Consider the following 26,726-nt stretch of genomic DNA (forward strand, 5'->3'; position numbering starts at 1 on the left):
GCGGACTTCCAAGCCGGAACGGAGTGCGGGCGCCGCTCCACGGTAGGCCGGTCCGCACCGTCAGCCAATCTGGTTATCCACAGGGCATGTGGACGACGGAGCAGATGCTGTGGAGAACCCCTCGGATCCTGTGCACGGACCGGGGGACAGCACTGTGGACAAACTCATAGGGGTCTACCGAAGATGCCGCTGACCTGCCCTTTATTCATCCACCGGCTGTGGGGGAGAAAAACTTTTACCCTCAGACCAAGATCACCGGAATCACCCCATCGCCGAACCTGGAAACGCGGGCAACGTAAGGATCTCAAGGGCATTGCATCTCTTACCTGTGGAAGATTAGATTGGCCCTCATGACCCAGGCACCGACGGACCAGCTTCCCTCCCGCCGCCGACACGACCGCGAGATCATCGCTCTCGCCGTGCCGGCCTTCGGCGCACTGGTTGCCGAGCCTCTCTTCGTCATGGTCGACAGCGCCATCGTCGGTCACCTGGGCACACCGCAACTGGCCGGCCTGGCCGTCGCAGCGGCACTCCTGACGACCGCGGTGAGCATCTTCGTCTTCCTCGCCTACGCCACCACAGCCGCAGTCGCCCGCCAGGCCGGGGCCGGAGATCTGGCTTCCGCCATCCGTCAGGGCATGGACGGAATCTGGCTGGCCCTCCTGATCGGTGCCGCTGTCGTCGCTGTCGCTCTGCCACTGGCACCGTGGCTGGTCGACATCTTCGGGGCTTCCGACACTGCGACCCCCTACGCCACCACCTATCTGCGCATCTCCAGCCTCGGTATCCCCGCGATGCTCGTGGTGCTGGCGGCAACGGGAGTACTCCGAGGGCTGCAAGACACCCGAACGCCGCTTTACGTAGCGATCGGTGGATTCGCAGCCAACGGAGCTCTCAACGCAGGGCTCGTCTACGGCGCCGGACTGGGGATCGCAGGATCCGCGTGGGGAACCGTCATCGCCCAAGTGGGTATGGCGATCGCCTACCTGATCGTCGTGGTTCGTGGGGCCCGGCGGCACGGGGCATCACTGCGTCCGGATGCTGCAGGGATCCGGGCATGCGCCCAGGCAGGCGTACCCCTGCTGATCCGCACGCTTTCGCTGAGGGCGGTCCTGATGATCGCCACCGCCGTCGCCGCCCGCCTCGGCGACACCGACATCGCAGCGCATCAGATCATCCTCTCGCTCTGGAGTCTCACGGCCTTCGCGCTCGACGCGATCGCTATCGCCGGGCAGGCCATCATCGGCCGTTATCTGGGCGCGAACGACCCCAAGGGTGCTCGAGAGGCGTGCCGCCGGATGGTTCAGTGGGGAGTCGCCTCCGGGGTGGTCCTCGGTGCAGCGATCATGCTCGCCAGGCCGCTCTTCGTTCCTCTGTTCACCAGCGACGCATCCGTGCAGGACACTCTCCTGCCCGCGCTCCTGGTCGTAGCGCTTTCCCAGCCGATCTCCGGTGTGGTCTTCGTTCTCGACGGGGTACTGATGGGCGCTGGAGACGGCCGCTATCTCGCCTGGGCCATGGTTCTGACCCTGGCGGTTTTTGCCCCGGTCGCTCTCCTCGTCCCCAGTCTGGGTGGGGGGCTGACCGCCCTCTGGGGAGCGATGACGCTGATGATGACCGTTCGATTGCTGACACTGTGGATGCGCACCCGGTCCGGCCGCTGGGTCGTCACCGGAGCCACGCGCTGAGTCCTCTGGCGAAGTACCAGCCGACTGCGCGTTTCACGTGAAACGACGAAGGGCCGCACCCGTGGGTGCGGCCCTTCACCTAACACTGCTGTGCTGTGCCCTTAGGCAGCAACGACCTCGATACCGAGCTTCGCGGCAACCTCGGGGTGCAGACGGACGGACACCTGGTATCCGCCCAGCGTCTTGATCGGCGAGCCGAGCTCGACGCGACGCTTGTCGACGTCCGGACCACCAGCAGACTTGATCGCCGAGGCGATGTCGGCCGGGGTGACGGAGCCGAAGAGGCGGCCGGCGTCGCCGGAGCGAACAGCCAGACGAACCTTCACGGCCTCGAGCTTGGCCTTGATCTCGTTGGCCTGCTCGATCGTCGCGATCTCGTGGATCTTGCGGGCGCGGCGGATCTGCGCCACGTCCTTCTCGCCACCCTTGGTCCAGCGAATGGCGAAGCCACGCGGAACCAGGTAGTTGCGGGCGTACCCGTCCTTGACGTCCACGACGTCGCCGGCGGCACCGAGGCCAGTGACCTCGTGGGTGAGGATGATCTTCATGATTCGGTCACCCTTCCCTTATCGCGCGGTGGACGTGTAGGGCAGCAGCGCCATCTCACGGCTGTTCTTGACTGCCGTGGCGACGTCACGCTGGTGCTGAGTGCAGTTGCCGGTGACGCGGCGGGCACGGATCTTGCCGCGGTCGGAAATGAACTTCCGCAGCATGTTCGTGTCCTTGTAGTCCACGTACTGGGTCTTGTCCTTGCAGAACGCGCAGACCTTCTTCTTAGGCTTGCGCACAGGCGGCTTCGCCATGGTGTTTCTCCTGTGTGATCAAGAAGTGGGGGTACGAGCAGCCCTAGAAGGGCGGCTCGTCCGAGTAGCCGCCGCCGGAACCGCCGGAGCCGCCGGAGCTTCCGCCCCAGCTGCCCCCGCCGCCCTGCTGGCCCCCGCCTTGCTGGCCGCCGGACGGAGCGTTGGTGGCCCAGGGGTCGTCGGCGGGAGCACCGCCGCCACCCTGCTGGCCACCGCCACCGGGACCGCCGCCCCAGTTGCCGCCGCCCTGCTGGCCGCCGCCGTATCCACCCTGGCCGCCGCCCTGGCCACCTCGACCCGTGGTCTTGGTGACCTTGGCCGTGGCGTTCTTCAGGCTGGGGCCGACTTCCTCGACATCCAGCTCGTAGACCGTGCGCTTGACGCCCTCACGGTCCTCGTAGGACCGCTGCTTCAGCCGGCCCTGCACGACAACGCGCATGCCTCGCTGGAGCGACTCCGCGACGTTCTCCGCCGCCTGACGCCAGACCGAGCAGGTGAGGAACAGGCCTTCGCCGTCCTTCCACTCATTGGTCTGCCGGTCGAAGATGCGGGGAGTGGACGCGACACGGAACTTCGCGACCGCCGCACCGGACGGGGTGAAGCGCAGCTCGGGGTCGTCGACGAGATTGCCGACGACCGTGATGACGGTCTCGCCTGCCATGGGTGAACCTCTCGGCGGGGATTGCTTCTGGCTGCTTGCTACTCGAACCCGATGACCGCTGAGCTAGATGCTCAGTGGGTCTCGGGACGGAGGACCTTGGTCCGGAGGACCGACTCGTTCAGGTTCATCTGTCGGTCGAGCTCCTTGACGACCGCAGGCTCGGCCTGCAGGTCGATGACCGAGTAGATGCCCTCGGGCTTCTTCTTGATCTCGTAAGAGAGACGACGACGGCCCCAGGTGTCGACCTTCTCAACCTTTCCGTCGCCCTCACGGACGACGGAGAGGAAGTTCTCGATCAACGGGGAGACTGCGCGCTCCTCGAGATCGGGGTCGAGGATGACCATCACCTCGTAGTGACGCATGTGGAACCCACCTCCTTTGGACTCAGCGGCCACGGTCGTTCCGTGGCAGGAGGGTCGTGATGCGTAAGCAACAGTGTCTCCGAGTAAAACAGCCGCCACTGACAGCGCCCGTCTCCGAGATTCGAGGGGGGCCGCAGTGCTGGCTCAAGGCAGACACCGGTGCAGACCGTACAGAGTACCCGCAGACCGGCTTCCGGTTGAAATCCGGTGTCCAGGGCGCACAATCAAGACAGATGCGGTGTGACAGGCGCTACATTGCACCGCCCTTCGCGCCAGGAGGTGCTCCATGGCACAGACAGTCCGACCTGCCGGAAGCCGAACCGCTTCCCGCTCGACGTCCAAGGCCCGGCCGGCCACGGGATCCCTCTTCGCCACGGACGGCAGGCCGCACCCCCTCCAGGAAGTACTGATGGCGGTGACGGGGGTCCTGGGCGTCCTCGCGTTCGTGACAGCGATGTTCCACAGCCTGCATCTGATCAGCTCGTGGGCAGGGCTGATCGGCATCCTGACCGGCGCCTACGGGCAGTACATCTCCAGGACAACCTGGGAGCGGTTCGGTCTGATCATGGGGATCGGCGCGTCCGCGGTCGGCTTCTATCTGGGTATGGCCCACGGTGGCCTCTTCGGCGGCGTCGTCACCTGACCGGCACAGCCGCAGTCGGCGAGGCCGACCGCTTCGCGCAGTGCACCGGCAGGCGGTCCCGCGCGGGTGACGTCCGGTCCGGTCCCGATGGGCCAGACCGGGCGCCCCTCGGTCACAGTAGGCTTCGGCGCGAGAGCCGGAGCCCCTGACCGATGGGGACACACCTGCCGAGGAGCGCCCCGCATGAGCCTGACCCTGAGGACCATCAGCCGAGAACAGCATCTGGCGTACATCCAGAGCCTGCCCTCGGCCAGTCACTGCCAGGTCCCGGCGTGGGCTGACGTGAAGACTGAATGGCGCTCGGAGAACCTGGGATGGTTCGACAAGAACGGCGAGATGGTGGGCGCCGGGCTGGTCCTCTACCGCCAGCTTCCCAAGATCAAGCGCTATCTCGCGTACCTCCCCGAGGGGCCGGTCATCAACTGGTACGCCCCCAACCTGGACGAGTGGCTCCAGCCGATGCTCGCCCATCTGAAGCAGCAGGGTGCCTTCTCGGTGAAGATGGGCCCTCCCGTGGTGATCCGCCGCTGGGACTCGACCGCCATCAAGTCGGGGATCCAGGATCCCGACGTGAAGCGGCTTCGTGATGTCGAAGCCAGCCACATCGAGCCGCGCGCCTTCGAGGTCTCGGACCGGCTGAGGAAGATGGGCTGGCAGCAGGGCGAGGACGGCGGCGCCGGCTTCGGTGACGTACAGCCCCGCTATGTCTTCCAGGTGCCGCTGGCCAACCGTTCTCTCGAGGACGTACTCAAGGGCTTCAACCAGCTCTGGCGGCGCAACATCAAGAAGGCCGACAAGGCCGGCGTCGAGGTGGTCCAGGGCGGTTACGAGGACCTCGCCGAATGGCAGCGGCTGTACGAGATCACCGCCGTGCGCGACCACTTCCGGCCGCGCCCGCTCTCGTACTTCCAGCGTATGTGGTCGGTGCTCAACTCCGAGGACCCCAACCGGATGCGGCTGTACTTCGCGCGCCACAACGGGGTGAACCTGTCGGCTGCCACGATGCTCGTCGTCGGTGGGCACGTCTGGTATTCCTACGGCGCCTCGGACAACATCGGGCGCGAGGTCCGCCCCTCCAACGCCATGCAGTGGCGCATGCTCCGCGACTCGTACGCGATGGGCGCGACGGTCTACGACCTGCGCGGCATCAGCGACTCGCTGGACGAGACCGACCATCTCTTCGGACTGATCCAGTTCAAGGTCGGCACCGGCGGCGAAGCCGTCGAATACGTCGGTGAATGGGACTTCCCCCTCAACAAGCTGCTGCACAAGGCACTGGATATGTACATGTCCCGTCGCTGACCGCACCGCGAACCCCCGTCCATCAAGCTTCTCTTCTCTCTCACTTACACCGCAGCCACCAGAAAGGTTCCGGGCCGGCCATGGCGCTCTCCCTCTACGTCGACACCGCGCGCTGGCGGGCGCACCAGAAGTCCGTGCTGGACCAGTTCCCCGGGCTCGTCCCTGTCTGCAAGGGCAACGGATACGGCTTCGGACACGAGCGGCTGGCCGACGAGGCGATCCGTTTCGGGTCCGACACGCTGGCAGTCGGGACCACCTACGAGGCCGCGCGCATCAAGGACTGGTTCAGCGGCGACCTGCTGGTGCTCACGCCCTTCCGCCGCGGTGAGGAGCCGGTCCCGCTGCCCGACCGCGTCATCCGCTCCGTCTCGTCCGTCGACGGTGTGCACGCCCTCGTGGGCGCGCGGGTGGTCATCGAGTGCATGAGCTCGATGAAGCGCCACGGGGTGAAGGAGGAGGAGCTCGGCCAGCTGCACGCAGCAATCGAGGACGTACGCCTCGAAGGATTCGCCCTGCACCTGCCGCTCGACCGCACGGACGGCTCGGACGCGGTCGAGGAGGTCATCGCCTGGATGGACCGGCTGCGTGCGGCCCGGCTGCCCCTGCACACGATGTTCGTCAGCCATCTGCGGGCCGAGGAGCTGGCGCGGCTGCAGCAGCAGTTCCCTCAGACCCGCTTCCGCGCACGCATCGGCACGCGGCTCTGGCTCGGCGACCACGAGGCGACGGAGTACCGCGGCGCGGTGCTCGACGTCACCCGCGTCGTCAAGGGGGACCGTTTCGGCTACCGCCAGCAGAAGGCGGCGTCCGACGGCTGGCTGGTGGTCGTCGCCGGGGGGACCTCCCACGGTGTCGGCCTGGAGGCTCCCAAGGCCCTGCACGGGGTGATGCCGCGCGCCAAGGGCGTGGCGCGCGCCGGGCTCGCCACCGTCAACCGCAACCTGTCACCGTTCGTCTGGGCGGGCAAGCAGCGCTGGTTCGCCGAGCCGCCGCACATGCAGGTGTCGATCCTGTTCGTGCCCTCGGACGCCCAGGAGCCCAAGGTCGGCGACGAACTGGTGGCCCACCTGCGCCACACCACCACCCAGTTCGACCGGCTCGTGGACCGGTAGGCCCCGGCTTCCCTCAGCCGGAGGCCGTTCTGCCGGCGCTGCCCCACTCCACCCGCGGTCCCTCGACCGCGGGTGCTGTGTTCCGTGAGGGATGCGGGCGCACCTGCAGGAGTGCCGTGCGGTCCGGCGCACCGTCGAGCACCCCGCCCGACGGATCGTCGGACCCGTCGTACCGGACGGGATCCCGCTCCGGCCTCAGGATGTCCCTGACGATCACGGCGCACAGGTACAGCGTTCCCAGCAGATGCAGGATGATCGCGACCTGGTACCCCTCCTGCGGCAGCCCCTGGTGCTTGTCCCCGCTCGTCGTGTAGGCGAGGTAGAACCAGATCCCCAGGAAGTACACGACCTCGCAGGCCTGCCAGACCAGGAAGTCCCGCCAGCGGGGCCTGGCCAGTGCGGCCAGAGGGATCAGCCAGAGCACGTACTGCGGTGAGTAGACCTTGTTCGTCAGGATGAAGGCCGCCACCACGAGGAACGCGAGCTGGGCGAAGCGCGGCCGGTGACGGGCGGCCAGAGCCAGCCCGGCGATACCTGCACACAGCACGATCATCATCAGCACGGAAGCCGTGTTCACCGTGCTCACGTCGATGGACCGTCCGGTGCGCTGGGTGATGATCAGCCAGAACGAGCCGTAGTCGATCTGCCGCTCCTGGCTGAACGTGTAGAACTTCTTCCACCCCTCCGGCGCGTACGCCATCACCGGAACGTTCACCAGCAGCCAGGCCGCCGCCGCACCGAACAGCGCCACCCCGTACGCGCGCCACTTCCCGGCCCGCCAGCAGAGGACCAGCAGAGGCCCGAGGAGCAGCACGGGATAGAGCTTGGCGGCGGTGGCGAGGCCGATGAGGACACCGAAGGCGAGATTCCTGCCGCGGGACCACATGAGCATCGCCGCGGCCGTCAGCGCGACGGCAAGCAGATCCCAGTTGATCGTCGCGGTGAGAGCGAGCGCCGGAGCGAGCGCGACCAGAAGTCCGTCCCAGGGCCGGCGCCGGTGCGTACGGGCGACGCACAGCGCGACGATCACGGCGCAGACCATCAGCATCCCCGCGTTGACCATCCAGTACATCTGCTCGCGCTGCTGTACGGGATCCGAGGACGGTGTCAGCGTCAGCCAGGAGGCGACCTGCATGAAGAGACCTGTCAGGACGGGGTACTCGAGGTACGCCATGTCGCCGCCGAGGCGGTCGAAATAGGGCACGAGGCCGTCGGCGAAGCCGCGTCCGACGAAGAGGTGCGGGATGTCCGAGTAGCACGCGTGCGTGTACTGCGAACTGGTGCCGCGGAACCACGCCCAGTCGTAGCAGGGGATCTTCTGCACCATGCCGAGTGCGAACATCCCGATCGCCACGAGCGCGATGACGCGCAGCGGTGTGAGCGGCCCCGATCCGAACCGTGCCCAGCGCCCCGCGGGCCCGCCGATCAGTTCACTGCCCGCTGCGGCGATCTCGTCCTGTCGCGTGGGCGGTACGACGGACGGCTCCTGGTGCACGCTCGTGTCTTCTGCGCTTGGCATGCCGCACATCCTGCCGTACGGCGCTGTGTGCGGGCGTGGCCCGCGTCCGGGACACACGGAAGGGCCGTCGACACCTGGCTGGTGTCGACGGCCCTCATACGCGTACCCGGGCGTCCTCCTGGGGGCCCGCGGGGCGGCGCTTCATCGGCGCCGCCCCGGGCAGGTGCTACCCGCCGCCGCCGAAGATCCCGCCGCGGCTGGTCTCCTCGCCCTCCGTCGTACCTTCGGTCGTCCCTGTGGTCGTTCCGGTGTCCGTTCCGCCGTCCGACGTCCCGGCGTCCGTCCCACCGTCGGTGGACCCGTCCGTGGTTCCCCCGCTGTTGTTGCCGTTGCTGGTCCCACCGTTCTGGTTGTTCTTGCACTCCCAGTCGAGCGGCTGGCACGTCTCGCTCGGCGAGGGGGACGGGGTCGTCGGGGTGGGAGACGGGGAAGTGGGCTCTTCCGTGGTCTCCGAGGGCGAAGGCGTCGGGCTCGGCGTCGGGCTGGGGCTGACCGCGCCGCCGCCGAACACCGTGTCACCGTACGGCTCCGGCTTGGGGAAGTTGACGACCTTCGTCCCCTTCACCGCTTCGGCCATGTAGTTGTGCCAGATCTGCGCGGGGAACGAGGCACCGTGGATCGACTTCTCGCCGCCCGTGCCGTACATCTCCAGGAACTCGCGGTTCTTCTGGGTCTCGTCGTCATCCATCCGGAACATGCTGACGGCGGTCGACAACTGCGGGGTGTAGCCGACGAACCAGGCGGACTTGTTGCCGTCCGTGGTACCCGTCTTGCCGGCCACGTCACGCCCGGGGAGCTGGGCGGGCGTGCCCGTTCCGTTTTCGACGACGTTCTTCAGCACGTCGGTGACGTTATCCGCGATGACGTTCGAGAACGCGGGCTTCGTCTTGGTCTCGTGTTTGTAGATGACCTCGCCCTTGTGCTTGACCTCGGTGACCGAGAAGGGCTCCCGCTGCTTGCCGCTGGTGGCGAAGGTGGCGTACGCACCTGCCATGCGGATGGCACTCGGCGAGGACGTACCGATCGAGAACGAGGGGACGTTCGAGTTCGCCATGTAGTCGTCGTCACGCAGCCCCGCGTCGAGGGCGGCCTGCTTCACCTTGTCGGTGCCGACGTCCATGCCGAGCTGGACGTAGGGCGAGTTGGCGGACTCCTGCATGGCGTACTTGAGAGTCATGTCGCCGTAGCTGCGGTCCCCGTCGTTGGTCTGCAGCCACTCTCCGCCGTCGTCGTTCTCCCAGACCTGGCCGTTGTATTCGTTGATCCTCAGCTTGTTGTCGCCGTTGTAGGTGCTCTTAGGCGAGACGATCGTGCGCTCCGACGCGCTCTGGTCAGGGCCGAGTTCCGGATTGCGCTTGCCGTACTGCATGGCGGCCGCCAGCACGAACGGCTTCCAGGTCGATCCGACCTGCGCACCGGTCGCGTCGGCATTGTTGGTGTAGTGCGTCGTCGCGTTCTGGCCGCCGTACGTGGCGACGATGGCGCCCGTCTTCGTGTCCACCGACGCGCCGCCGAACTCGACGTGCGTGTCCTTGTCGGGACGCTTCTTCGGGTCGATCTTGGCTTCGTACACCTTCTTGATCGACTTCTCGAGCTGGTCGACCTTCTTCTTCACGAAGGTCGTGTGGATCTCGTAGCCGCCCCGGGACAGTTCCTTCTCGGTGACGCCCTCCTTGTTGTGCGCAAGGAAGTACTTCGTGGCGAGATCGACCAGGTAGCCGGTCTGGCCGCCCAGCTTGGCGTCCTTCTTCGGCTTGTCCGGCATGGGGAACGTGTCGTACTTCGCACGCTCCGTCGCGCTCATCCGGCCGTCCTTGACCTGCTCGTCGAGGATCCACTCCCACCGCGCCTTGGCACGCCGGGTGTTCTCCTTGGCGGAGGCCTTCACGGAGTCGACCTCGGGAGCACCCGCGGGGTCGTAGTAGCTCGCGCCCTTGAGCAGAGTCGCGAGGAAGGCGCACTCGCTCGGGTTCAGGTCCGTGGCGTCCTTGCCGTAGTACGCACGTGCGGCGGCCTGGAGGCCCGACGCGCCCCGGCCGTAGTAGGAGACGTTGAGGTAGCCCTCCATGACCTTGTTCTTCTTGACCGTCTCGCCGACCTTGAGCGTGATGAAGAGTTCCTTGACCTTCCGGCTCACGGTCTGGTCCTGGCTGAGCATGGAGTTCTTCACATACTGCTGGGTGATCGTCGAACCGCCCTGGGTGTCACCTCCCCGGGCCATGTTGTAGAAGGCGCGGGCGATACCCATGGGGTCGATGCCCCTGTCGTCGTCGAACGACTTGTTCTCGGCCGAGATGACGGCATTCCGCATCGCTGCGGGAATCTGGGCGTACTCGAGCGACTGACGGTTGACGGAACCGCCCGTGGCGACCATCTGCGTGTCGTCGGCCCAGTAGTAGACGTTGTTCTGGGCGGTGGCGAGGTCCTTGGGCTCGGGCGGCACCACCAGCGCGTACGCGATACCGGCCGCGCCCATCATGAGCCCCAGGAAGCCCAGGCACAGCCCGGAGACGAGCTTCCACGAAGGGACCCAGCGCCGGAAGCCGTACTTCCCCGCACGCGGGTAGTCGATCATCCGCTTCTTGCCGGAGTCCTCACGGCCCCGGCCGCGGCCTTCGTGGCCGGTGCTGTCGCCACCTCCCCGCCGCCGGCCCCCGCCGCGCTGGGCGGCGCGGCGGGCCTCGGCGCGGCCGCCGTACGACGACTCCTCACCGTGCTCGACGGAGGGTGATTCCTCGGTTGCTCTGCGTGACGCATCGGTGCGGCGTCCAGCAGGCTGTTGGGCGGCTCGTCTGGCCGCTGCGCGCCCGCCACCTTGCGGTTGCGGCGCTTTGCGACGGTGCTCGCTCATCGAACGACTACTCCTCGGGCAGGCGAGAGCGCCTGGAAGCGGCAGTTGAGTTCCGGTCCCCCCGAAATACGGACAAGCCCTGCGGAAGGCTCACCCGCAGTACTTCCGGCAGTCCGCGATAACGGACGCACGACGGCTCCTCGCGGTTCCCGGTGGTCTGCATGCCGCACAGACTACGCACGGTCAAAAACCTCCGTGGACCGAACTTCACCCCAAATTACGCAAGTCACTCCCTATGAATCGAGGATGTGACGCCGGTCACGAAGCATCCTCTTGTCGAACATCACGAGTCGATCTATCGTGCTGATGTATCGAGTCGATACATCAGCTCGGCATAAGGTGGTTCCAGCAGCCCGTGGAGACCAGGCGGAAGAGGAGGCGAAGGTGAGCAGACGCTCAGGCATCCTCGAATTCGCCGTACTCGGCCTGCTCCGTGAGTCCCCCATGCACGGGTACGAGCTGCGCAAGCGCCTCAACACCTCGTTGGGCATCTTTCGCGCCTTCAGCTACGGCACCCTCTACCCCTGCCTCAAGACGCTGGTCGCGAACGGCTGGTTGATCGAGGAACCGGGAAGTGTTCCGGCTCTGCCACCCGAAACAGGCCGTGGGGTCGCTCCGGCGTCCTCGCTGGCCGGGCGTCGCGCCAAGATCGTCTACCGGTTGACGGCGGAAGGTAAGGAGCACTTCGAGGAGCTGCTCTCGCACACCGGTCCGGACTCCTGGGAGGACGAGCACTTCGCGGCTCGTTTCGCCTTCTTCGGGCAGACGGAGCGCGAGGTGCGGATGCGCGTCCTCGAAGGTCGCCGCAGCAGGCTGGAGGAACGCCTCGAGAAGATGCGTGCCTCTCTCGCCCGCACCCGGGAACGACTCGACGACTACACGCTTGAGCTGCAGCGACACGGCATGGAGTCCGTGGAGCGCGAAGTGCGCTGGCTGAACGAGCTCATCGAGAGCGAGCGGTCGGGACGGGATCAGCGACGATCCTCACCCGAAGACTCCACTCAGCACGACTCATCAGGAGAGACGGGCGGCCTGCCCCGGCACCGGGACACCTCCCGGCCGGATCCGTCCGACGACACGAAGTGACACCCCCGCGGGCCCGCAAGGCGTCATCGGGGAACACCGAGAACACACAGGGAGCAATCGGCATGGGTTCGGTTCGCGTAGCCATCGTCGGCGTGGGCAACTGCGCCGCCTCACTGGTGCAGGGCGTCGAGTACTACAAGGACGCCGATCCGGCCGGCAAGGTGCCCGGTCTGATGCACGTCCAGTTCGGCGACTACCACGTGAGCGACGTCGAGTTCGTCGCTGCCTTCGACGTCGACGCGAAGAAGGTCGGCCTCGACCTCGCGGACGCCATCGGCGCCAGCGAGAACAACACCATCAAGATCGCCGATGTGCCGAACACCGGCGTGACCGTTCAGCGCGGCCACACCCACGACGGTCTGGGCAAGTACTACCGCGAGACGATCGAGGAGTCCGCCGACGCCCCGGTCGACATCGTCCAGATCCTCAAGGACAAGCAGGTCGACGTCCTCGTCTGCTACCTGCCCGTCGGCTCCGAGGTTGCTGCCAAGTTCTACGCGCAGTGCGCCATCGACGCGAAGGTCGCGTTCGTCAACGCTCTTCCGGTGTTCATCGCCGGCACCAAGGAGTGGGCGGACAAGTTCACCGAGGCCGGTGTCCCGATCGTCGGCGACGACATCAAGTCCCAGGTCGGCGCCACCATCACGCACCGTGTGATGGCGAAGCTGTTCGAGGACCGGGGTGTCATCCTGGACCGCACGATGCAGCTGAACGTCGGCGGCAACATGGACTTCAAGAACATGCTCGAGCGTGAGCGCCTGGAGTCGAAGAAGATCTCGAAGACGCAGGCCGTCACCTCGCAGATCCGTGACCGCGAACTCGGTGCGGACAATGTCCACATCGGCCCCTCGGACTACGTGGCCTGGCTGGACGACCGCAAGTGGGCGTATGTGCGCCTCGAGGGCCGTGCCTTCGGTGACGTTCCGCTGAACCTGGAGTACAAGCTCGAGGTCTGGGACTCTCCGAACTCCGCCGGTGTCATCATCGACGCCGTGCGTGCTGCGAAGATCGCCAAGGACCGCGGTATCGGCGGCCCGATCCTCTCGGCCTCTTCGTACTTCATGAAGTCGCCGCCGGTCCAGTACTTCGACGACGAGGCCCGCGAGAACGTCGAGAAGTTCATCAGCGGCGACGTCGAGCGCTGATCCGGCCCGTCGCCACTTCGGTGACACCGCTTCTCCATCTGGGGGGTCCCCGGGCAATCCGCCCGGAGGCCCCCCACATGTGTGACGCTTGCGCACATGCCTGTCGTGCGTGATCTGGTCGTACTCCTGCGCCTTCGGAACTTCCGTCGCCTACTCGGCGTACGGCTTCTCTCCCAGTCGGCGGACGGTGTCTACCAGGTCGCGCTCGCCACCTACGTGGTCTTCTCACCCGAGAACGAGACAACGCCCGGCGCCATCGCCTCCGCCATGGCGGTGCTGCTGCTGCCGTACTCGCTCATCGGGCCGTTCGCGGGAGTGTTGCTCGACCGCTGGCCCCGCCGACAGGTCTTCCTGTACGGAAACCTGCTTCGAGCCACGCTGGCTTGCTGCACGGCCCTGCTGCTCCTCAGTTCCGTCCCGGACTGGCTGTTCTACGCTTCCGCGCTCTGTGTCACTGCCGTCAACCGTTTCGTGCTTGCCGGACTGTCGGCAGCCCTCCCGCGTGTCGTCGACACCGAGCGGCTCGTCATCGCCAACTCCCTGTCCCCGACAGCCGGCACGCTGGCTGCTACCGCCGGCGGCGGTCTCGCGCTGGCCATCCGGCTCGTGACAGACGGCTCAGACGCCGCTGCAGTCCTCCTGGGAGCAGCCCTCTACCTACTCTCGGCATTGGTCGCCGTGACTCTGCCCCGCACACTTCTCGGGCCGGACCGGGACCTGCACCACGTGCCCTTGCGGCAGGCCTTCACCACCACCGCACGAGGGCTCGTCGACGGGTTGCGCCATCTGGCCGAGCGGAGGAACGCGGCGCACGCGCTGGCCGCAATAACGGTGATCCGCTTCTGTTACGGAGCGCTGACCGTGATGGTGCTGATGCTGTGCCGCTACGCCTGGTCCGACGGCGAGTCCGACGGCCTGGCCCTTCTCGGCCTCGCACTGGGCGCGTCCGCCGCAGGGTACTTCGTGGCTGCCTTGATGTCCCCGTGGGCGGTCGGACGCTTCGGACGGTACGGCTGGCTGGCCGGCTGCGCCGGAGGTGCCGCCCTCCTCGAACCTGCATTGGGGCTTCCCTTTGCCCCTGCTCCGATGCTGGCGGCAGCTTTCATCCTCGGGCTCGTGACCCAGGGAACGAAGATTGCCACGGATACCGAGGTACAGACCTCCGTGGACGACGCCTACCGCGGACGGATCTTTTCGCTCTACGACGTGCTGTTCAATGTCGCCTTCGTCGCTGCCGCAGCGATGTCCGCCCTCGTACTGCCCCCTGACGGGCGGTCCGTCGTCGTGGTGCTCACCGTGGCCGTGCTCTACGCCATCGTCTCGGTGTCCATGCTGTGCCGACGCCGCACGAGCTTGGCACTCCAACACACCCGCATCGAGGAATGAGGGGCGTTGTTTCACGTGAAACAACGCCCCTCATGAACCATCCCGGGACGCCCTCGGGAGATCAGTCGTGTTTCACGTGAAACACAAGGACCGAGGGCTTACCTCTTCACCTGCCCTGCCGTAGCAGGCGTCAGCCCTCCTGCGCGGCCCACCACTCCTTGAGCGCGGCCACAGCGTCCTCGCGTTCCATCGGGCCGTTCTCCAAGCGAAGCTCCAACAAGAATGCGTAGGCCTTACCGATCACAGGCCCCGGTCCCACATCGAGGACCCGCATGATCTCGTTGCCGTCCAGAGCGGGCCGGATCGCTTCCAGCTCCTCCTGCTCCTGCAGCTGCGCGATGCGCTCTTCCAGCCCGTCGTACGTGCGCGACAGAGCATTCGCCTTGCGCTTGTTACGCGTCGTGCAGTCGGAGCGGGTCAGCTTGTGCAGCCTGTCCAGCAGCGGACCCGCGTCCCGCACGTACCTGCGCACAGCGGAATCGGTCCATTCCCCGTCCCCGTATCCGTGGAAGCGCAGGTGCAGTTCAACCAGCTTCGATACGTCCTTGACCATGTCGTTGGAGTACTTCAGCTCGGTCATCCGCTTCTTGGTCATCTTGGCCCCCACCACTTCGTGGTGGTGGAAAGAGACGCGTCCGTCCTTCTCGAAGCGACGCGTCCTCGGCTTGCCGACGTCATGGAGAAGCGCAGCAAGACGCAGAACGAGATCGGGGCCGTCCTCCTCGAGATCGATGGCCTGCTCCAGGACCGTCAAGGAGTGCTCGTAGACGTCCTTGTGACGGTGATGCTCGTCACTTTCCAGACGGAGCGCGGGAAGCTCGGGCAGTACCTGGTCGGCCAGGCCTGTGTCCACGAGCAGCCCCAGCCCCTTGCGGGGGTGTCCGGAGAGCAGCAGTTTGTTCAACTCCTCACGGACCCTCTCGGCCGAGACGATCTCGATGCGTCCCGCCATGTCCGTCATGGCCTTGACGACGTCAGGGGCCACCTCGAAGTCCAGCTGAGCGGCGAAGCGTGCGGCACGCAGCATGCGCAATGGATCGTCGGAGAACGACGCCTCAGGAGTGCCCGGAGTACGCAGGACGCGCTGCGCCAAGTCGTCCAAGCCGCCGTGCGGGTCGATGAACTCCTTCTGCGGGAGCGCGACAGCCATGGCGTTGACCGTGAAGTCACGGCGCACGAGGTCGTCCTCGATCGAGTCGCCGTAAGAGACCTCGGGCTTGCGCGAGGTCCTGTCGTACGCCTCCGACCGGTAGGTCGTGACCTCGATCTGATAGCCGTCCTTCTGCACGCCGACGGTGCCGAAAGCGATTCCGACCTCCCAGACCGAGTCGGCCCAAGGGCGGACGATCTTGAGGACATCCTCGGGACGGGCGTCGGTCGTGAAGTCCAAATCGTTTCCGAGCCTGCCGAGCAACGCGTCGCGGACCGACCCGCCGACCAGGGCGAGGCTGAATCCGGCCTCCTGGAATCGCAGGGCGAGGTCGTCGGCGACGGGGGACACCCGCAGCAGTTCGCTCACTGCGCGGTGCTGCACCTGACTCAGTGCACGGGGGCTGTCTTCGTTGGCGTTCGGCACAACAGAAAAGGGTACGTGCCCCGACCGGCCCGGGCGTCATCGTTTCCGGTGACCCTGCGAGACTCTCCCGATCATGTGACACGGTCCCCGGCACTCAGGCGTCGGGCACATCGTTACCATGCGGGGACGCAGAGACCGGCAGGACCAGCACCAGCTGACGACGACGAGGGACGGATACGCGTGGCCGAGGCGGCAGACTTTCAGGGGATGAATCCCTCCCCTGCCCGCCGGTGGCTCCGGCGCACAGCCTCCTTGATCGTCGGGGCGCCGCTGATCGCCGGCCTCCTGGCCGGTCCCGCAGCGCCTTCCGCCCATGCCAAGGGGCCGACGAAGGCCCCGACCGGCTCGCGCACCGTCGATGTGTCTCTGGACACGCTCGCCCCCAGCGCACCCGTCGAGGGCGACACCCTCACCGTCTCCGGCACCTTGACCAACAAGGGGAAGAAGACGATCACGGACGCCGAGGTCGACCTGCGCGTCGGGCCGAGGCTGTCCGGCAGAGGAGAGATCGACCAAGCAGCCAAGCGCACCGGATACCTGCCCGGCAGTGATCCGGCCAAGCTGGGCGGCTCGTACACGCTGAAGGTCCCCAAGCTGGCATCCGGGGTCAGCCAGGACTTCGCCCTTGCCGTCCCGGTGGACAAGCTGGACCTGGACGCCGAGGGCGTCTACCAGCTCGGAGTGTCCCTCACGGGCCGAACCTCCGACTACGCCTACGACCAGGTCCTCGGCATCCAGCGGACCTTCCTGCCGTGGCAGCCCGAAGACACCAAGAAGAAGACCGAGCTCACCTTCCTCTGGCCGCTCATCGCATCAGCGCACGTCACCGCCGAAACAGGCTCCGACGAGCAGCAGACTCCCGTGTTCGCCAACGACGATCTGGCCCTCGAGCTCGCACCGGGGGGACGGCTGGAACAGTTGGTCTCGCTGGGCCGCCAGCTCCCCGTGACATGGGTGATCGACCCGGACCTCCTGGCCTCGGTCGACGCGATGACGAAGAACTACCGCGTCAAGTCCGGAGACACCACGGTCGCAGGGACGAACCAGACCATCGCGAAGAAGTGGCTGACGGATCTGCAGGCGGCCGTGAAGGACGGCAAGGTGGTCGCTCTGCCCTTCGCCGACCCCGATCTGGCTTCCATCGCACACCGTGGCAAGAACGTCTCCGGCGCTCTCAGCCATCTGCAGACGGCCACCGAGGTCGCGAGCACGACGGTCGAGACCGTGCTTCACGTGAAGCCGTCCACCGACTTCGCATGGCCGGTGGACGGTGCGATCGACCCCGCGGTCGTCGATGTCGCCACCTCGGCCGGCGCACACAAGGTGATCGCCCGAAGCGACAGCCTCGAGGAGACCGGCGGTCTGCTCTACACCCCGACTGCGGCCCGGCCGATCGGTGGTGGCACGACTGCTGTCGTCTCGGACTACCGGCTCTCCACCGCTTTCACCGGCGACATGGCAAAGGCCGGCGCTTCGACACTCGCGGTCCAGAAATTCCTGGCCCAGACGTTGGCGGTGACGGAGCAGGCTCCTGACAAACAGCGCAGCATCGTCGTCGCCCCGCAGCGGACGCCCACCGCCGCTCAGGCACAGACCATGGCACGCGCTCTGCAGGCCCTCACGGCCGAACACTGGACAGAGCCTCTCGACCTGGCGGAGGCCGCTGAGCGGAAGCCAGACGCGCAGGCCACGACGCAGGTACCCAGGGCATCCCAGTACCCCAAGAAACTGCGGAGCCAGGAACTGCCCACCCAGGCGTTCCAGGACATCAGGACGACGCAGAACTCGCTCGACAGCTTCCAGGTCATCCTCACGCAGCCCGACCGGGTGGTGACCCCCTTCGGGAACGCGATCAACCGTTCCGTGTCGACATCGTGGCGCGGCAGTCCGCTGGAAGCACAGCGGTACCGCGACTCGGTCCGTACGTATCTGCAGGGGCTCACCAACGAGGTCCAGCTGATCGCGAAGTCGGACGTGACCCTGTCAGGGCGCAGCGCCACGATCCCGGTGACCGTGCAGAACAAACTGGTGCAGGGCGTCGATCACCTCGTACTCCGTCTGACGTCGGGCAATGCCACGCGGCTGAACCTCAACGACGGCGGAGCGGTCGCCGACAAGCCGGTCGAGATCGCGGGTGGGCACAGCCAGTCCGTGAAATTCGACGCTGCTGCCAACGCGAACGGACAGGCGCAGGTCACGGCGCGTCTCTTCACCACGGACGGTGCGCCGTACGGCGAGGCGATGACCTTCACGGTGAAGGTCTCCGAGGTCACACCGACGGTCCTCCTGGTGATCGCGGGGGGTCTCCTGCTGCTGGTCCTGGCGGGCATCAGGATGTACACCCACCGCAAGCGCACCGTGGCGGGCGGCGCGTCGGAGGGCGACGGCGGGGAACCCGAGCAGCCGAGTGACCCGGAGTCGGACACCGGTCCGGAAAGCGGCGACCCATCGGGCCCAAGTGAGAAAGTGGACCGTTGAGCGATGTCTGTCGGGGCCTGTCGGCCGGGGACAATGAGGTGGGGTTTCGATGAACGCGCCGTACGACGGTGACCGCGGCCAGAGCGCGGGCGGAGCTGGGTCTTCCAGCGGTCCGCCGGTGCCGCCGGGCGCAGGACAGGGAGGCGAGGAACCCGATCCCTACCTGCAGCACGCGTACGACCACGATCCGTACCGTGCCCGGGATCTCGCCGCGCAGGATCCGGTGGCCGAGGCGCTCTACGACCGCGCCGCTCATCCCCCACCGCCTCCGGGCACCTACCAGGAGCCGCAGGCTCTCTACCAGCAGCCTCAGGCAGCCCAGCACGCCCCTGACCCCCGCCTCTGGGCCCAGACTCCGCCACCGGAGCCCGCAGGCCCCTCCAGGCACCTTCCCTACGGCGACAACGCCGCGACCACTCAGTACGTAGGAGTGGACGACCTGGTCACGCAGGCTTCCGGCGACCGCGAGGAGCAGGACGCCTTCGCCCACCTCTTCCGTGACCAGGAAGGGTCCGGCCGTCCGCCGGGACCTCCTGCCGAACCCGAGGCAGCCCCGGCACCCGTACCGCCGAAGTCCGGTGGACGGGCCGCCGGAATACTGAAGTCCAGCGCGCTGATGGCCGCGGGCACCTTGGTGTCGCGGCTGACCGGCTTCGTCCGCAGCCTTGTCATCACAGCGGCACTTGGCGCGGCGCTGCTCGGTGACAGCTTCACCATCGCGTACACCCTGCCGACGATGATCTACATCCTGACGGTGGGCGGCGGGCTCAACTCCGTCTTCGTTCCTCAGCTCGTCCGGTCCATGAAGGACGACGAGGACGGGGGCGAGGCATACGCCAACCGGCTGCTGACCCTGGTCATGGTCACCCTGGGCGTGATCGTCGGGATCGCGGTCTTCGCTGCTCCGTGGCTCATCCACATGATGTCGCCGACCATCGCGAACGACGTCGCGGCCAACAGCGTGGCCGTCACCTTCGCCCGCTACTGCCTGCCGACCATCTTCTTCATGGGCGTGCACGTGGTCATGGGGCAGATCCTCAACGCCCGCGGGAAATTCGGCGCGATGATGTGGACCCCGGTCCTCAACAACATCGTCATGATCGTCACGTTCGGCCTGTTCATCTGGGTCTACGGCTCGTCGGCCGAATCCCGGATGGGCGTGGAGACGATCCCGGCCGAAGGTGTCCGCCTGCTCGGCATCGGTACGCTGCTCGGCCTGGTGGTCCAGGCCCTGGCCATGATCCCGTACCTCCGGGAAGCAGGGTTCCGATTCCGTCCCCGCTTCGACTGGAAGGGGCACGGGCTCGGCAAGACGGTCAGGCTCGCCAAGTGGACGGTGCTCTTCGTCCTGGCCAACCAGGCGGGCGTCATCGTCGTCACGCAGCTGGCGACCGCGGCCGGCAAGCTGTCGGGCAAGGACGGCACAGGCTTCCTCGCCTACTCCAATGCCCAGCTGATCTGGGGTATGCCTCAGGCCATCATCACCGTCTCGGTGATGGCTGCCCTGCTTCCTCGCATCTCCCGCGCCGCCCATGACAACGACCCCGGAGCGGTCCGGGACGACATCTCGCAAGGTCTGCGCAACTCGGCGGTGGCCATCGTCCCGGTGGCCTTCACCTTCCTCGCGCTCGGGTTGCCGATGTGCACCCTGCTCTACGCCTCCAGCGGCACCGAGGCGGCACGGTCGATGGGCTTCATCCTGATGGCGTTCGGCCTCGGCCTCATCCCGTACTCCGTGCAGTACGTCGTGCTGCGTGGCTTCTACGCGTACGAGGACACCCGTACCCCCTTCTACAACACGGTCATCGTCGCAGCGGTCAACGCGGCGGTCTCCGCCCTCTGCTACGTGATTCTTCCGGCCCAGTGGGCAGTCGTGGGAATGGCAGGGGCCTACGGGCTGGCGTACGCGGTGGGCGTCGGCATCGCATGGCGACGGCTGAGCAGCCGGCTCGGCGGTGACCTCGACGGTGCCCGTGTGGTGCGCACCTACGCCCGTCTCTGCCTGGCCGCGATCCCCGCGGCCGTGGTCGGCGGCGGCGTGGGCTTCGCTCTCCTGAAGGCCCTCGGTGACGGAGCCGGCGGGTCTGTGGTGGCACTGGTCTGTGGCAGCGTCGTCCTGATGGGTGTCTTCTTCGTCGCGGCGAAGAAGATGCGTATCGAAGAACTCAACGGAATGGTCGGCATGGTCCGAGGGCGCCTCGGACGCTGATACACGCGCCGAGCCGCACAACCATCGCTGGACACCGCGTGTCGTGCATAGCGCCGGAGTGTGGGCACAATTGGCGTGACTGTGCAGAGCTGGCTGGCATCGCGCAACGGATGGGGAGGCAGGGAACGACGGTGGCGGAACGTAGCACGGCTGCTGTCGACGTGGCCGACAACAGCGGCGACGAGCCGCTGACCGCCAAGGCGGACGCGGCCACGACCGACGGGACGGCACAAGCCGAGGACGCAGAGGGCGCAAGCTCGAAGGACGCGCAGAGCGGGCAGGACGGCTCTGACGCCGTGCCGGCGTCCCCTGATCTGCACAGCGGTCACAAACTGGCCAAACGCTATCGGCTCGAGGAGTGCGTCACCCGGCTGGACGGATTCAGCAGCTGGCGTGCCGTCGACGAGAAGCTCAGGCGCGCGGTGGGTGTTCATCTGCTGACCGCCGACCATCCGCGCGCCCGCTCCGTGCTGGCGGCGGCCCGCTCCTCCGCACTGCTCGGGGACCCGCGCTTCGTGCAGGTCCTGGACGCCGTGGAGGAGGGCGACCTCGTCTACGTCGTCCACGAATGGCTCCCCGACGCCACCGAGCTCACAGCGCTGCTGGCGGCCGGACCTCTGGATGCGCACGACGCCTACCAGCTCGTGAGCCAGATCTCCCAGGCCATGGCTGCCGCACACCGCGAGGGGCTCGCACATCTGCGACTCACTCCGGGCGCCGTGCTGCGCAGCTCGACGGGCCAGTACAGGATCCGTGGTCTGGCCGTGAACGCCGCGCTCCGCGGTATCACCGCCGATCAGCCCCTCCGGGCGGACACCGAGGCGATCGGTGCCCTCCTCTACGCCGCCCTGACCCGGCGCTGGCCCTACGAGAGCGACGCCTACGGCCTTTCCGGGCTCCCCAAGGACCTCGGTCTCATTCCTCCCGACCAGGTGCGGGCGGGCGTCCACCGGGGCCTGTCCGAGCTCGCCATGCGCGCGCTCGCCAACGACGGCGCTACCGCGTCACGGCAGGAACAGCCGTGCACCACCCCGGACGAGCTGGCGAAGGCCGTCGCGGCCATGCCGCGCATCCTCCCCCCGGAGCCCACGTTCACAGCACCGCCGGAGTACCAGCGCACGACCTACCAGCAGGGCACCTACGGACGCCCCTCCGCACGCCCCGCCTCGGCTACACAGCCCGTCATCGTCCCGCCGCCCCCTCTCCAGAGCCGCACGGGCAAAGCACTCAAGTGGGCCGTGTCCGCGCTGCTCATCGCGGCTCTGGGCCTGGGCAGCTGGCAGCTCGCGGAAACCGTCCTGAACCGGGAGAAGGACTCGGGGGAGCCGACCCCGACGCAGACCACCGACAACGGGGGCGTCGACAACAAGGCCTCCGAACCCAGCAAGCCGGTCACGATCGTCGGAGCCCAGGACTACGATCCGCTCGGCGACGGTTCCGAGAAGCCCGGTTCGACGAAGAACGTCTACGACGGCGACACAAGCTCCTTCTGGACCACGGACGGCTATTACAGCGCAGACTTCGGACGGCTCAAGGAGGGCGTCGGAGTCGTTCTCGACCTCGGCAAGGTTCAGCAGGTAGGAAACGTCGAGGTGTCCTTCCTCGGCGGCAATACCTCCGTCGAGCTGAGAACCACCGAGGACTCGTCCTTCCCTCAGCTGCCGGGGGGCTTCACCAAGGCCGCGAGCGGTTCCGGAACAAAGGTGTCCCTCAAGCCCGTCAAGCCGGTGCAGGCAAGGTACCTTCTGGTCTGGCTGACCGAACTTCCTCTGAGTGACGACGGAAACTACAGAGGCAAGATCTCGGACATCAAGGTCACCAGCTGACGGCAGCACCAGGGGAGGGGGCTCACCGTTGGACGACGCCAGATTCGCCGACATCAGCGACCAGGATCTCCTGACCCAGCACGTCGCAGGCGAACCGGATGCCTTCGGTGAGCTCGTGCGGCGGCATCGTGACCGTCTCTGGGCGGTGGCCCTGCGTACGCTCGGCGACCGCGAGGAGGCTGCCGACGCCGTGCAGGACGCTCTTGTGTCTGCCTTCCGCGCCGCTCACACCTTCCGTGGCCAGTCCGCCGTCACCACATGGCTGCACAGGATCACCGTCAACGCCTGCCTGGACCGTGCTCGCAAGACGGCCTCCCGGAGAACCTCGCCGGTCGACGACACCGAGAGGCTCGATCAGCTCATGGAGCCTCACGAGTCCGCCGAGGCTCCCGCGGAGCGGCAGGATCTGCACCGCGAACTCCTGGCCGCACTCGCCACGCTGCCGGCCGAACAGCGCGCCGCGCTTGTCCTCGTGGACATGCAGGCCTACCCGGTCGCCGAGGCAGCTCGCATCCTCGACGTACCGACCGGCACCGTGAAGAGCCGTTGCGCACGAGGCCGGGCCAGACTGCTTCCCCTGCTGACTCACCTACGCAGCAGCAGAGGGGACCGTAAGGACAGCCGTGTGGAAAGGAACCGGACACAGAGGCCATCCGTCCCACCGGCGTCAGGACCAAGAGATGCAGGTGACGGAGATCCTGCCGGCGTAAAGGGTGGAGGTGGGCTCGCATGACGTCCGCAGCCGATATGACTCAGCACCCTGACGTCTCGGAAATCGCCGACCTCGCCGAAGGCCTCCTTCCGCCTTCACGCGAGGCAGCAGTCCGCCGCCACATCGACTCCTGCGATGAGTGCGGTGACATCCACGCCTCGCTCGAGGAGGTCCGCTCGCTGCTGGGTGCGGCAGAACCTCCTTCCGAGCACATGCCCGAGGAGGTCGCCCGCCGCATCGACACGGCTCTGGCACGGGAGGCAGTGGCGGCTGCCACGACACCGGTCTCGGCTTCCCCTGTTTCACGTGAAACATTTGATCTGCCGACGGAGGCCGCGCCTCGGCCGGCCGGCCGTCCTCGCGGCGCCACCGGCCCCGGCCGGAGTCCGGCTCGCCGTAGGCGTCGCACAGTAATCCTTGGTACCGCTTTCGGGGCTGCGGCCGTCGGTATGAGCGTCCTCCTGCTCCAGTCTCTTCCGTCGTCCCAGGACTCGGCAGGTTCGATGGCCGACCACAGGGTCAGCGCCGCGGAGAAGAGCCAGGAAGAGTTCTCGGAAGGAACGCTGCAAGGCCGCGTCCAGAGCCTCCTGAACGAGGCGAAGGCGTCCGAGACTCCGGGCGGCTACCCGGCCGAATCGCCGATGGACACCAAGTCGTCCCCGGGGCACCTGCCTCCCGGAGACGCGACCCCCGGTACTCGGCTGCTGGCTCCGATCGTCAACGTTCCATCCTGTGTCCAACAGGGAACGGGCCGGGATACCCCCGCCCTGGCACTGGAAGAGGGCAGCTACGAAGGAACGGCTGCGTTCCTGGTCGTTCTGCCGCATACGACTGACTCAACGCGCGTGCAGGCCTACGTCGTCGACGCTGCCTGCGTCGACTCCAAGCCCGCGACACAGGGCAAACTGCTGCTCACCCATTCCTACGCCCGCCCCTAGACCCTTACCCGGAGCCGGACCGCTCTTTCGGGAATGCATGCCCCGTAGGATCCGTTGGGTGGGGTGAGAGTCGTGGAACCGACCCCAGTAGGCAGTAGGCAGTCTGCAGAGACGAGGAAGAACCCGTGAGCGACGTCCGTAATGTGATCATCATCGGCTCCGGGCCGGCTGGTTACACCGCCGCCCTGTACACCGCTCGCGCATCGCTGAATCCGCTGGTGTTCGAGGGAGCTGTCACCGCTGGCGGTGCGCTGATGAACACCACAGACGTGGAGAACTTCCCGGGCTTCCAGGACGGAATCATGGGCCCTGAGCTCATGGACAACATGCGCGCCCAGGCTGAGCGATTCGGCGCCGAACTCCTCCCCGACGACGTGGTCTCCGTCGACCTCACCGGAGAGATCAAGACCGTCACGGACACTGCGGGCACGGTGCATCGCGCCAAGGCCGTCATCGTCACCACAGGATCTCAGCACCGCAAGCTCGGCCTGCCCAACGAGGACGCGCTCTCCGGGCGGGGTGTCTCCTGGTGTGCCACCTGCGACGGCTTCTTCTTCAAGGACCAGGACATCGCTGTGATCGGCGGCGGCGACACCGCGATGGAGGAGGCAACCTTCCTCTCCCGGTTCGCCAAGTCCGTCACGATCGTCCACCGCCGCGACTCCCTGCGAGCCTCCAAGGCAATGCAGGAGCGCGCCTTCGCCGACCCGAAGATCAAGTTCGCATGGGACAGCGAGGTAGCAACAGTCCACGGGGATCAGAAGCTCTCCAGCCTCACCCTGCGCAATACCAAGACCGGTGAGACCTCCGAGCTTCCGGTGACGGGGCTGTTCATCGCTGTCGGCCACGACCCCCGCACGGAGCTCTTCAAGGGCCAGCTCGACCTCGACGACGAGGGATACCTCAAGGTCGAAGCCCCATCGACGCGCACCAACCTGAAGGGTGTCTTCGGCGCCGGCGACGTCGTCGACCACACCTACCGACAGGCCATCACAGCCGCCGGAACCGGTTGCTCGGCAGCTCTTGACGCAGAGCGCTTCCTGGCCGCGCTCTCCGACGAGAAGCCCGCCGAGCCGGAGAAGACCCCGGCGGTCTGACCACCTCCCCCCGAACCAACCCCCGAAGTTAAGGAGGCCGCCGTGGCCGGCGCCCTGAAGAACGTGACCGACGACTCCTTCGATGAGGATGTCCTGAAGAACGACAAGCCCGTACTGGTGGACTTCTGGGCCGCCTGGTGCGGCCCGTGCCGCCAGATCGCGCCTTCGCTGGAGGCCATTGCGGCTGAGCACGGTGACGAGATCGAGATCGTCAAGCTCAACATCGACGAGAACCCGGCTACCGCGGCAAAGTACGGCGTGATGTCGATTCCGACGCTGAACGTGTACCAGGGTGGCGAGGTCGCCAAGACCATCGTCGGTGCCAAGCCGAAGGCCGCGATTCTCCGCGATCTCGAGAACTTCATCGGCCAGAAGTAGCGGCTGAATGTTTCACGTGAAACGGGCCCTCCCCTGGGGATGGGCCCGTTTCGCATTTTCCGGCACGATCGGCAGCCTCGATCAGAGGGGCCGCAGTGCCGGCTCCTTCTGCACGACGCCCAACAGCCGGTCCAATGCCAGCTCCACGTCTTCCTTCCAGGAAAGCGTTGTACGAAGCTCAAGCCTCAGACGGGGATGTACGGGGTGCGGGCGAACCGTCTTGAAGCCGACCGCCAGCAGGTGATCTGCGGGCAGCACACATGCTGGCTCCTTCCAACGTGCGTCACCGAATGCCTCAATCGCTTTGAAGCCACGTCGCAGCAAGTCCTTGGCGACCGTCTGGACAATCACTCTGCCCAGCCCCTGGCCCTGGAATCCGGGCACGATCAACGCAGTCATCAGTTGTACGGCGTCCGGAGAAACAGGGCTGGTGGGAAACGCGGTGGAACGGGGAACGTACGCAGGCGGTGCGTAGAGAACAAAGCCGACCGCGACATCATCCACGTAGACGACCCTCCCGCAGGAGCCCCACTCCAGCAGTACAGCGGAGATCCAGGCTTCCTTCTCGAGCTCGGGTCTGCCGGCCTTTATCGCGGCTTCCCCGCTGACCTGATCAAGTTCCCAGAAGACACACGAGCGGCAGCGCCTGGGGAGATCCGGAAGGTTGTCCAGTGTGAGCGGTACGAGCCGACGCCCCATGTAGGCGAATCCTCACTTCCTTCGGCCGCCGCATCACGTGCGGCGGCCAGCGCACTCCGTTCTCGGAACAGGCTGCCGACGAACCCCCCGACAGCGCCTAGTCCCAACCCGACTGTCACCAGGTGGCTGCGATGCACTGATCGCACGGCCCCCGCCTCCTCTGAGGTGGATCACGGTGGTGGATACGCCATACCAGAACGCATCGTATCCACCCAGAGGTGATGGGGATACCGAGAGACGGCAAAGGGCGGGCCT

The 26,726-nt window shown here is 66.7% G+C and carries 22 protein-coding genes; 14 read left to right on the top strand and 8 right to left on the bottom strand.

Translation table 11 applies throughout. From position 1 onward, the window contains the following. Positions 1-350: 350 nt before the first annotated feature. A complete protein-coding gene (locus P8A20_RS18005; protein ID WP_147958554.1) occupies positions 351-1,688 on the top strand; it encodes an MATE family efflux transporter in 1,338 nt (445 codons plus the stop codon). A 101-nt stretch (positions 1,689-1,789) separates the two neighbouring features. On the opposite strand, the gene rplI is transcribed toward P8A20_RS18005, so the two are convergent. The 4 genes from rplI to rpsF form a co-directional block, all read right to left on the bottom strand. Beyond that, positions 1,790-2,236 carry a 50S ribosomal protein L9 gene (gene rplI, locus P8A20_RS18010; RefSeq protein WP_028441692.1) on the bottom strand — a complete coding sequence of 149 codons (447 nt, stop codon included), beginning with the start codon at positions 2,234-2,236 and terminating at the stop codon, positions 1,790-1,792. Positions 2,237-2,254: 18 nt separating this feature from the next. After that, the gene (rpsR, locus tag P8A20_RS18015) at positions 2,255-2,491 is read right to left on the bottom strand and encodes a 30S ribosomal protein S18 (protein ID WP_003967857.1); all 237 of its coding nucleotides are present in this window, start codon (positions 2,489-2,491) and stop codon (positions 2,255-2,257) included. 43 nt (positions 2,492-2,534) lie between these two features. Continuing rightward, positions 2,535-3,152, bottom strand: coding sequence for a single-stranded DNA-binding protein (locus tag P8A20_RS18020; protein ID WP_306103864.1), 618 nt, complete (start codon positions 3,150-3,152; stop codon positions 2,535-2,537). A 71-nt stretch (positions 3,153-3,223) separates the two neighbouring features. Continuing rightward, the gene (rpsF, locus tag P8A20_RS18025) at positions 3,224-3,514 is read right to left on the bottom strand and encodes a 30S ribosomal protein S6 (RefSeq protein ID WP_104787430.1); all 291 of its coding nucleotides are present in this window, start codon (positions 3,512-3,514) and stop codon (positions 3,224-3,226) included. 286 nt (positions 3,515-3,800) lie between these two features. On the opposite strand from rpsF, the gene P8A20_RS18030 reads away from it, so the two are divergent. From P8A20_RS18030 to P8A20_RS18040, 3 genes are all read left to right on the top strand, one after another. Then, positions 3,801-4,157 carry a hypothetical protein gene (locus P8A20_RS18030; protein ID WP_147958555.1) on the top strand — a complete coding sequence of 119 codons (357 nt, stop codon included), beginning with the start codon at positions 3,801-3,803 and terminating at the stop codon, positions 4,155-4,157. Positions 4,158-4,340: 183 nt separating this feature from the next. Then, positions 4,341-5,459: a lipid II:glycine glycyltransferase FemX gene (locus P8A20_RS18035; protein WP_147958556.1), complete on the top strand. Its 1,119-nt coding sequence runs from the start codon at positions 4,341-4,343 to the stop codon at positions 5,457-5,459. An 80-nt stretch (positions 5,460-5,539) separates the two neighbouring features. Next, complete coding sequence (locus P8A20_RS18040; protein ID WP_073750712.1) at positions 5,540-6,571, top strand: alanine racemase; 1,032 nt, start codon at positions 5,540-5,542, stop codon at positions 6,569-6,571. A 13-nt stretch (positions 6,572-6,584) separates the two neighbouring features. On the opposite strand, the gene P8A20_RS18045 is transcribed toward P8A20_RS18040, so the two are convergent. Both P8A20_RS18045 and P8A20_RS18050 read right to left on the bottom strand, forming a co-directional pair. Next, positions 6,585-8,090 (bottom strand): glycosyltransferase family 87 protein, encoded by a 1,506-nt coding sequence (locus tag P8A20_RS18045; RefSeq protein WP_306103865.1) that lies wholly within the window; start codon positions 8,088-8,090, stop codon positions 6,585-6,587. 166 nt (positions 8,091-8,256) lie between these two features. Further along, positions 8,257-10,941, bottom strand: a complete 2,685-nt coding sequence (locus tag P8A20_RS18050; RefSeq protein WP_306103866.1) for a transglycosylase domain-containing protein — start codon at positions 10,939-10,941, stop codon at positions 8,257-8,259. 384 nt (positions 10,942-11,325) lie between these two features. Between P8A20_RS18050 and P8A20_RS18055 the strand changes: the two genes are divergently transcribed. The 3 genes from P8A20_RS18055 (at position 11,326) to P8A20_RS18065 (ending at position 14,558) form a co-directional block, all read left to right on the top strand. Then, positions 11,326-12,027 carry a PadR family transcriptional regulator gene (locus P8A20_RS18055; RefSeq protein ID WP_147958557.1) on the top strand — a complete coding sequence of 234 codons (702 nt, stop codon included), beginning with the start codon at positions 11,326-11,328 and terminating at the stop codon, positions 12,025-12,027. Between the two features lie 62 nt (positions 12,028-12,089). After that, entirely contained in the window at positions 12,090-13,172 is a 1,083-nt protein-coding gene (locus P8A20_RS18060; protein WP_147958558.1) for an inositol-3-phosphate synthase, read from the top strand. Between the two features lie 96 nt (positions 13,173-13,268). Continuing rightward, positions 13,269-14,558 (top strand): MFS transporter, encoded by a 1,290-nt coding sequence (locus tag P8A20_RS18065; protein WP_147958559.1) that lies wholly within the window; start codon positions 13,269-13,271, stop codon positions 14,556-14,558. A 130-nt stretch (positions 14,559-14,688) separates the two neighbouring features. Here P8A20_RS18065 and P8A20_RS18070 read toward each other — a convergent pair whose 3' ends face one another. Beyond that, positions 14,689-16,134 (bottom strand): CCA tRNA nucleotidyltransferase, encoded by a 1,446-nt coding sequence (locus tag P8A20_RS18070; RefSeq protein ID WP_147958560.1) that lies wholly within the window; start codon positions 16,132-16,134, stop codon positions 14,689-14,691. A gap of 180 nt (positions 16,135-16,314) precedes the next feature. Between P8A20_RS18070 and P8A20_RS18075 the strand changes: the two genes are divergently transcribed. From P8A20_RS18075 to trxA, 7 genes are all read left to right on the top strand, one after another. Beyond that, positions 16,315-18,612, top strand: a complete 2,298-nt coding sequence (locus P8A20_RS18075; RefSeq protein WP_147958561.1) for a DUF6049 family protein — start codon at positions 16,315-16,317, stop codon at positions 18,610-18,612. A 49-nt stretch (positions 18,613-18,661) separates the two neighbouring features. Then, positions 18,662-20,821 carry a murein biosynthesis integral membrane protein MurJ gene (gene murJ, locus P8A20_RS18080; RefSeq protein ID WP_147958562.1) on the top strand — a complete coding sequence of 720 codons (2,160 nt, stop codon included), beginning with the start codon at positions 18,662-18,664 and terminating at the stop codon, positions 20,819-20,821. 131 nt (positions 20,822-20,952) lie between these two features. After that, a complete protein-coding gene (locus tag P8A20_RS18085) occupies positions 20,953-22,647 on the top strand; it encodes a serine/threonine protein kinase (RefSeq protein ID WP_306103867.1) in 1,695 nt (564 codons plus the stop codon). Positions 22,648-22,675: 28 nt separating this feature from the next. Beyond that, complete coding sequence (gene sigM / locus P8A20_RS18090; RefSeq protein WP_147958563.1) at positions 22,676-23,380, top strand: RNA polymerase sigma factor SigM; 705 nt, start codon at positions 22,676-22,678, stop codon at positions 23,378-23,380. Further along, positions 23,377-24,297, top strand: a complete 921-nt coding sequence (locus P8A20_RS18095; RefSeq protein WP_306103868.1) for an anti-sigma factor family protein — start codon at positions 23,377-23,379, stop codon at positions 24,295-24,297. The genes sigM and P8A20_RS18095 overlap by 4 nt, the downstream gene beginning before the upstream one ends. Before the next feature lie 125 nt (positions 24,298-24,422). Further along, positions 24,423-25,394 (top strand): thioredoxin-disulfide reductase, encoded by a 972-nt coding sequence (gene trxB, locus P8A20_RS18100; protein WP_147958565.1) that lies wholly within the window; start codon positions 24,423-24,425, stop codon positions 25,392-25,394. Between the two features lie 42 nt (positions 25,395-25,436). Then, complete coding sequence (gene trxA / locus P8A20_RS18105; protein ID WP_014155214.1) at positions 25,437-25,772, top strand: thioredoxin; 336 nt, start codon at positions 25,437-25,439, stop codon at positions 25,770-25,772. Positions 25,773-25,853: 81 nt separating this feature from the next. On the opposite strand, the gene P8A20_RS18110 is transcribed toward trxA, so the two are convergent. Continuing rightward, the gene (locus P8A20_RS18110) at positions 25,854-26,471 is read right to left on the bottom strand and encodes a GNAT family N-acetyltransferase (RefSeq protein WP_147958566.1); all 618 of its coding nucleotides are present in this window, start codon (positions 26,469-26,471) and stop codon (positions 25,854-25,856) included. Between the last annotated feature and the right edge of the window lie 255 nt (positions 26,472-26,726).

This window comes from Streptomyces sp. Alt3 (assembly GCF_030719215.1).
GTDB classification, from domain to species: Bacteria; Actinomycetota; Actinomycetes; order Streptomycetales; family Streptomycetaceae; genus Streptomyces; species Streptomyces glycanivorans.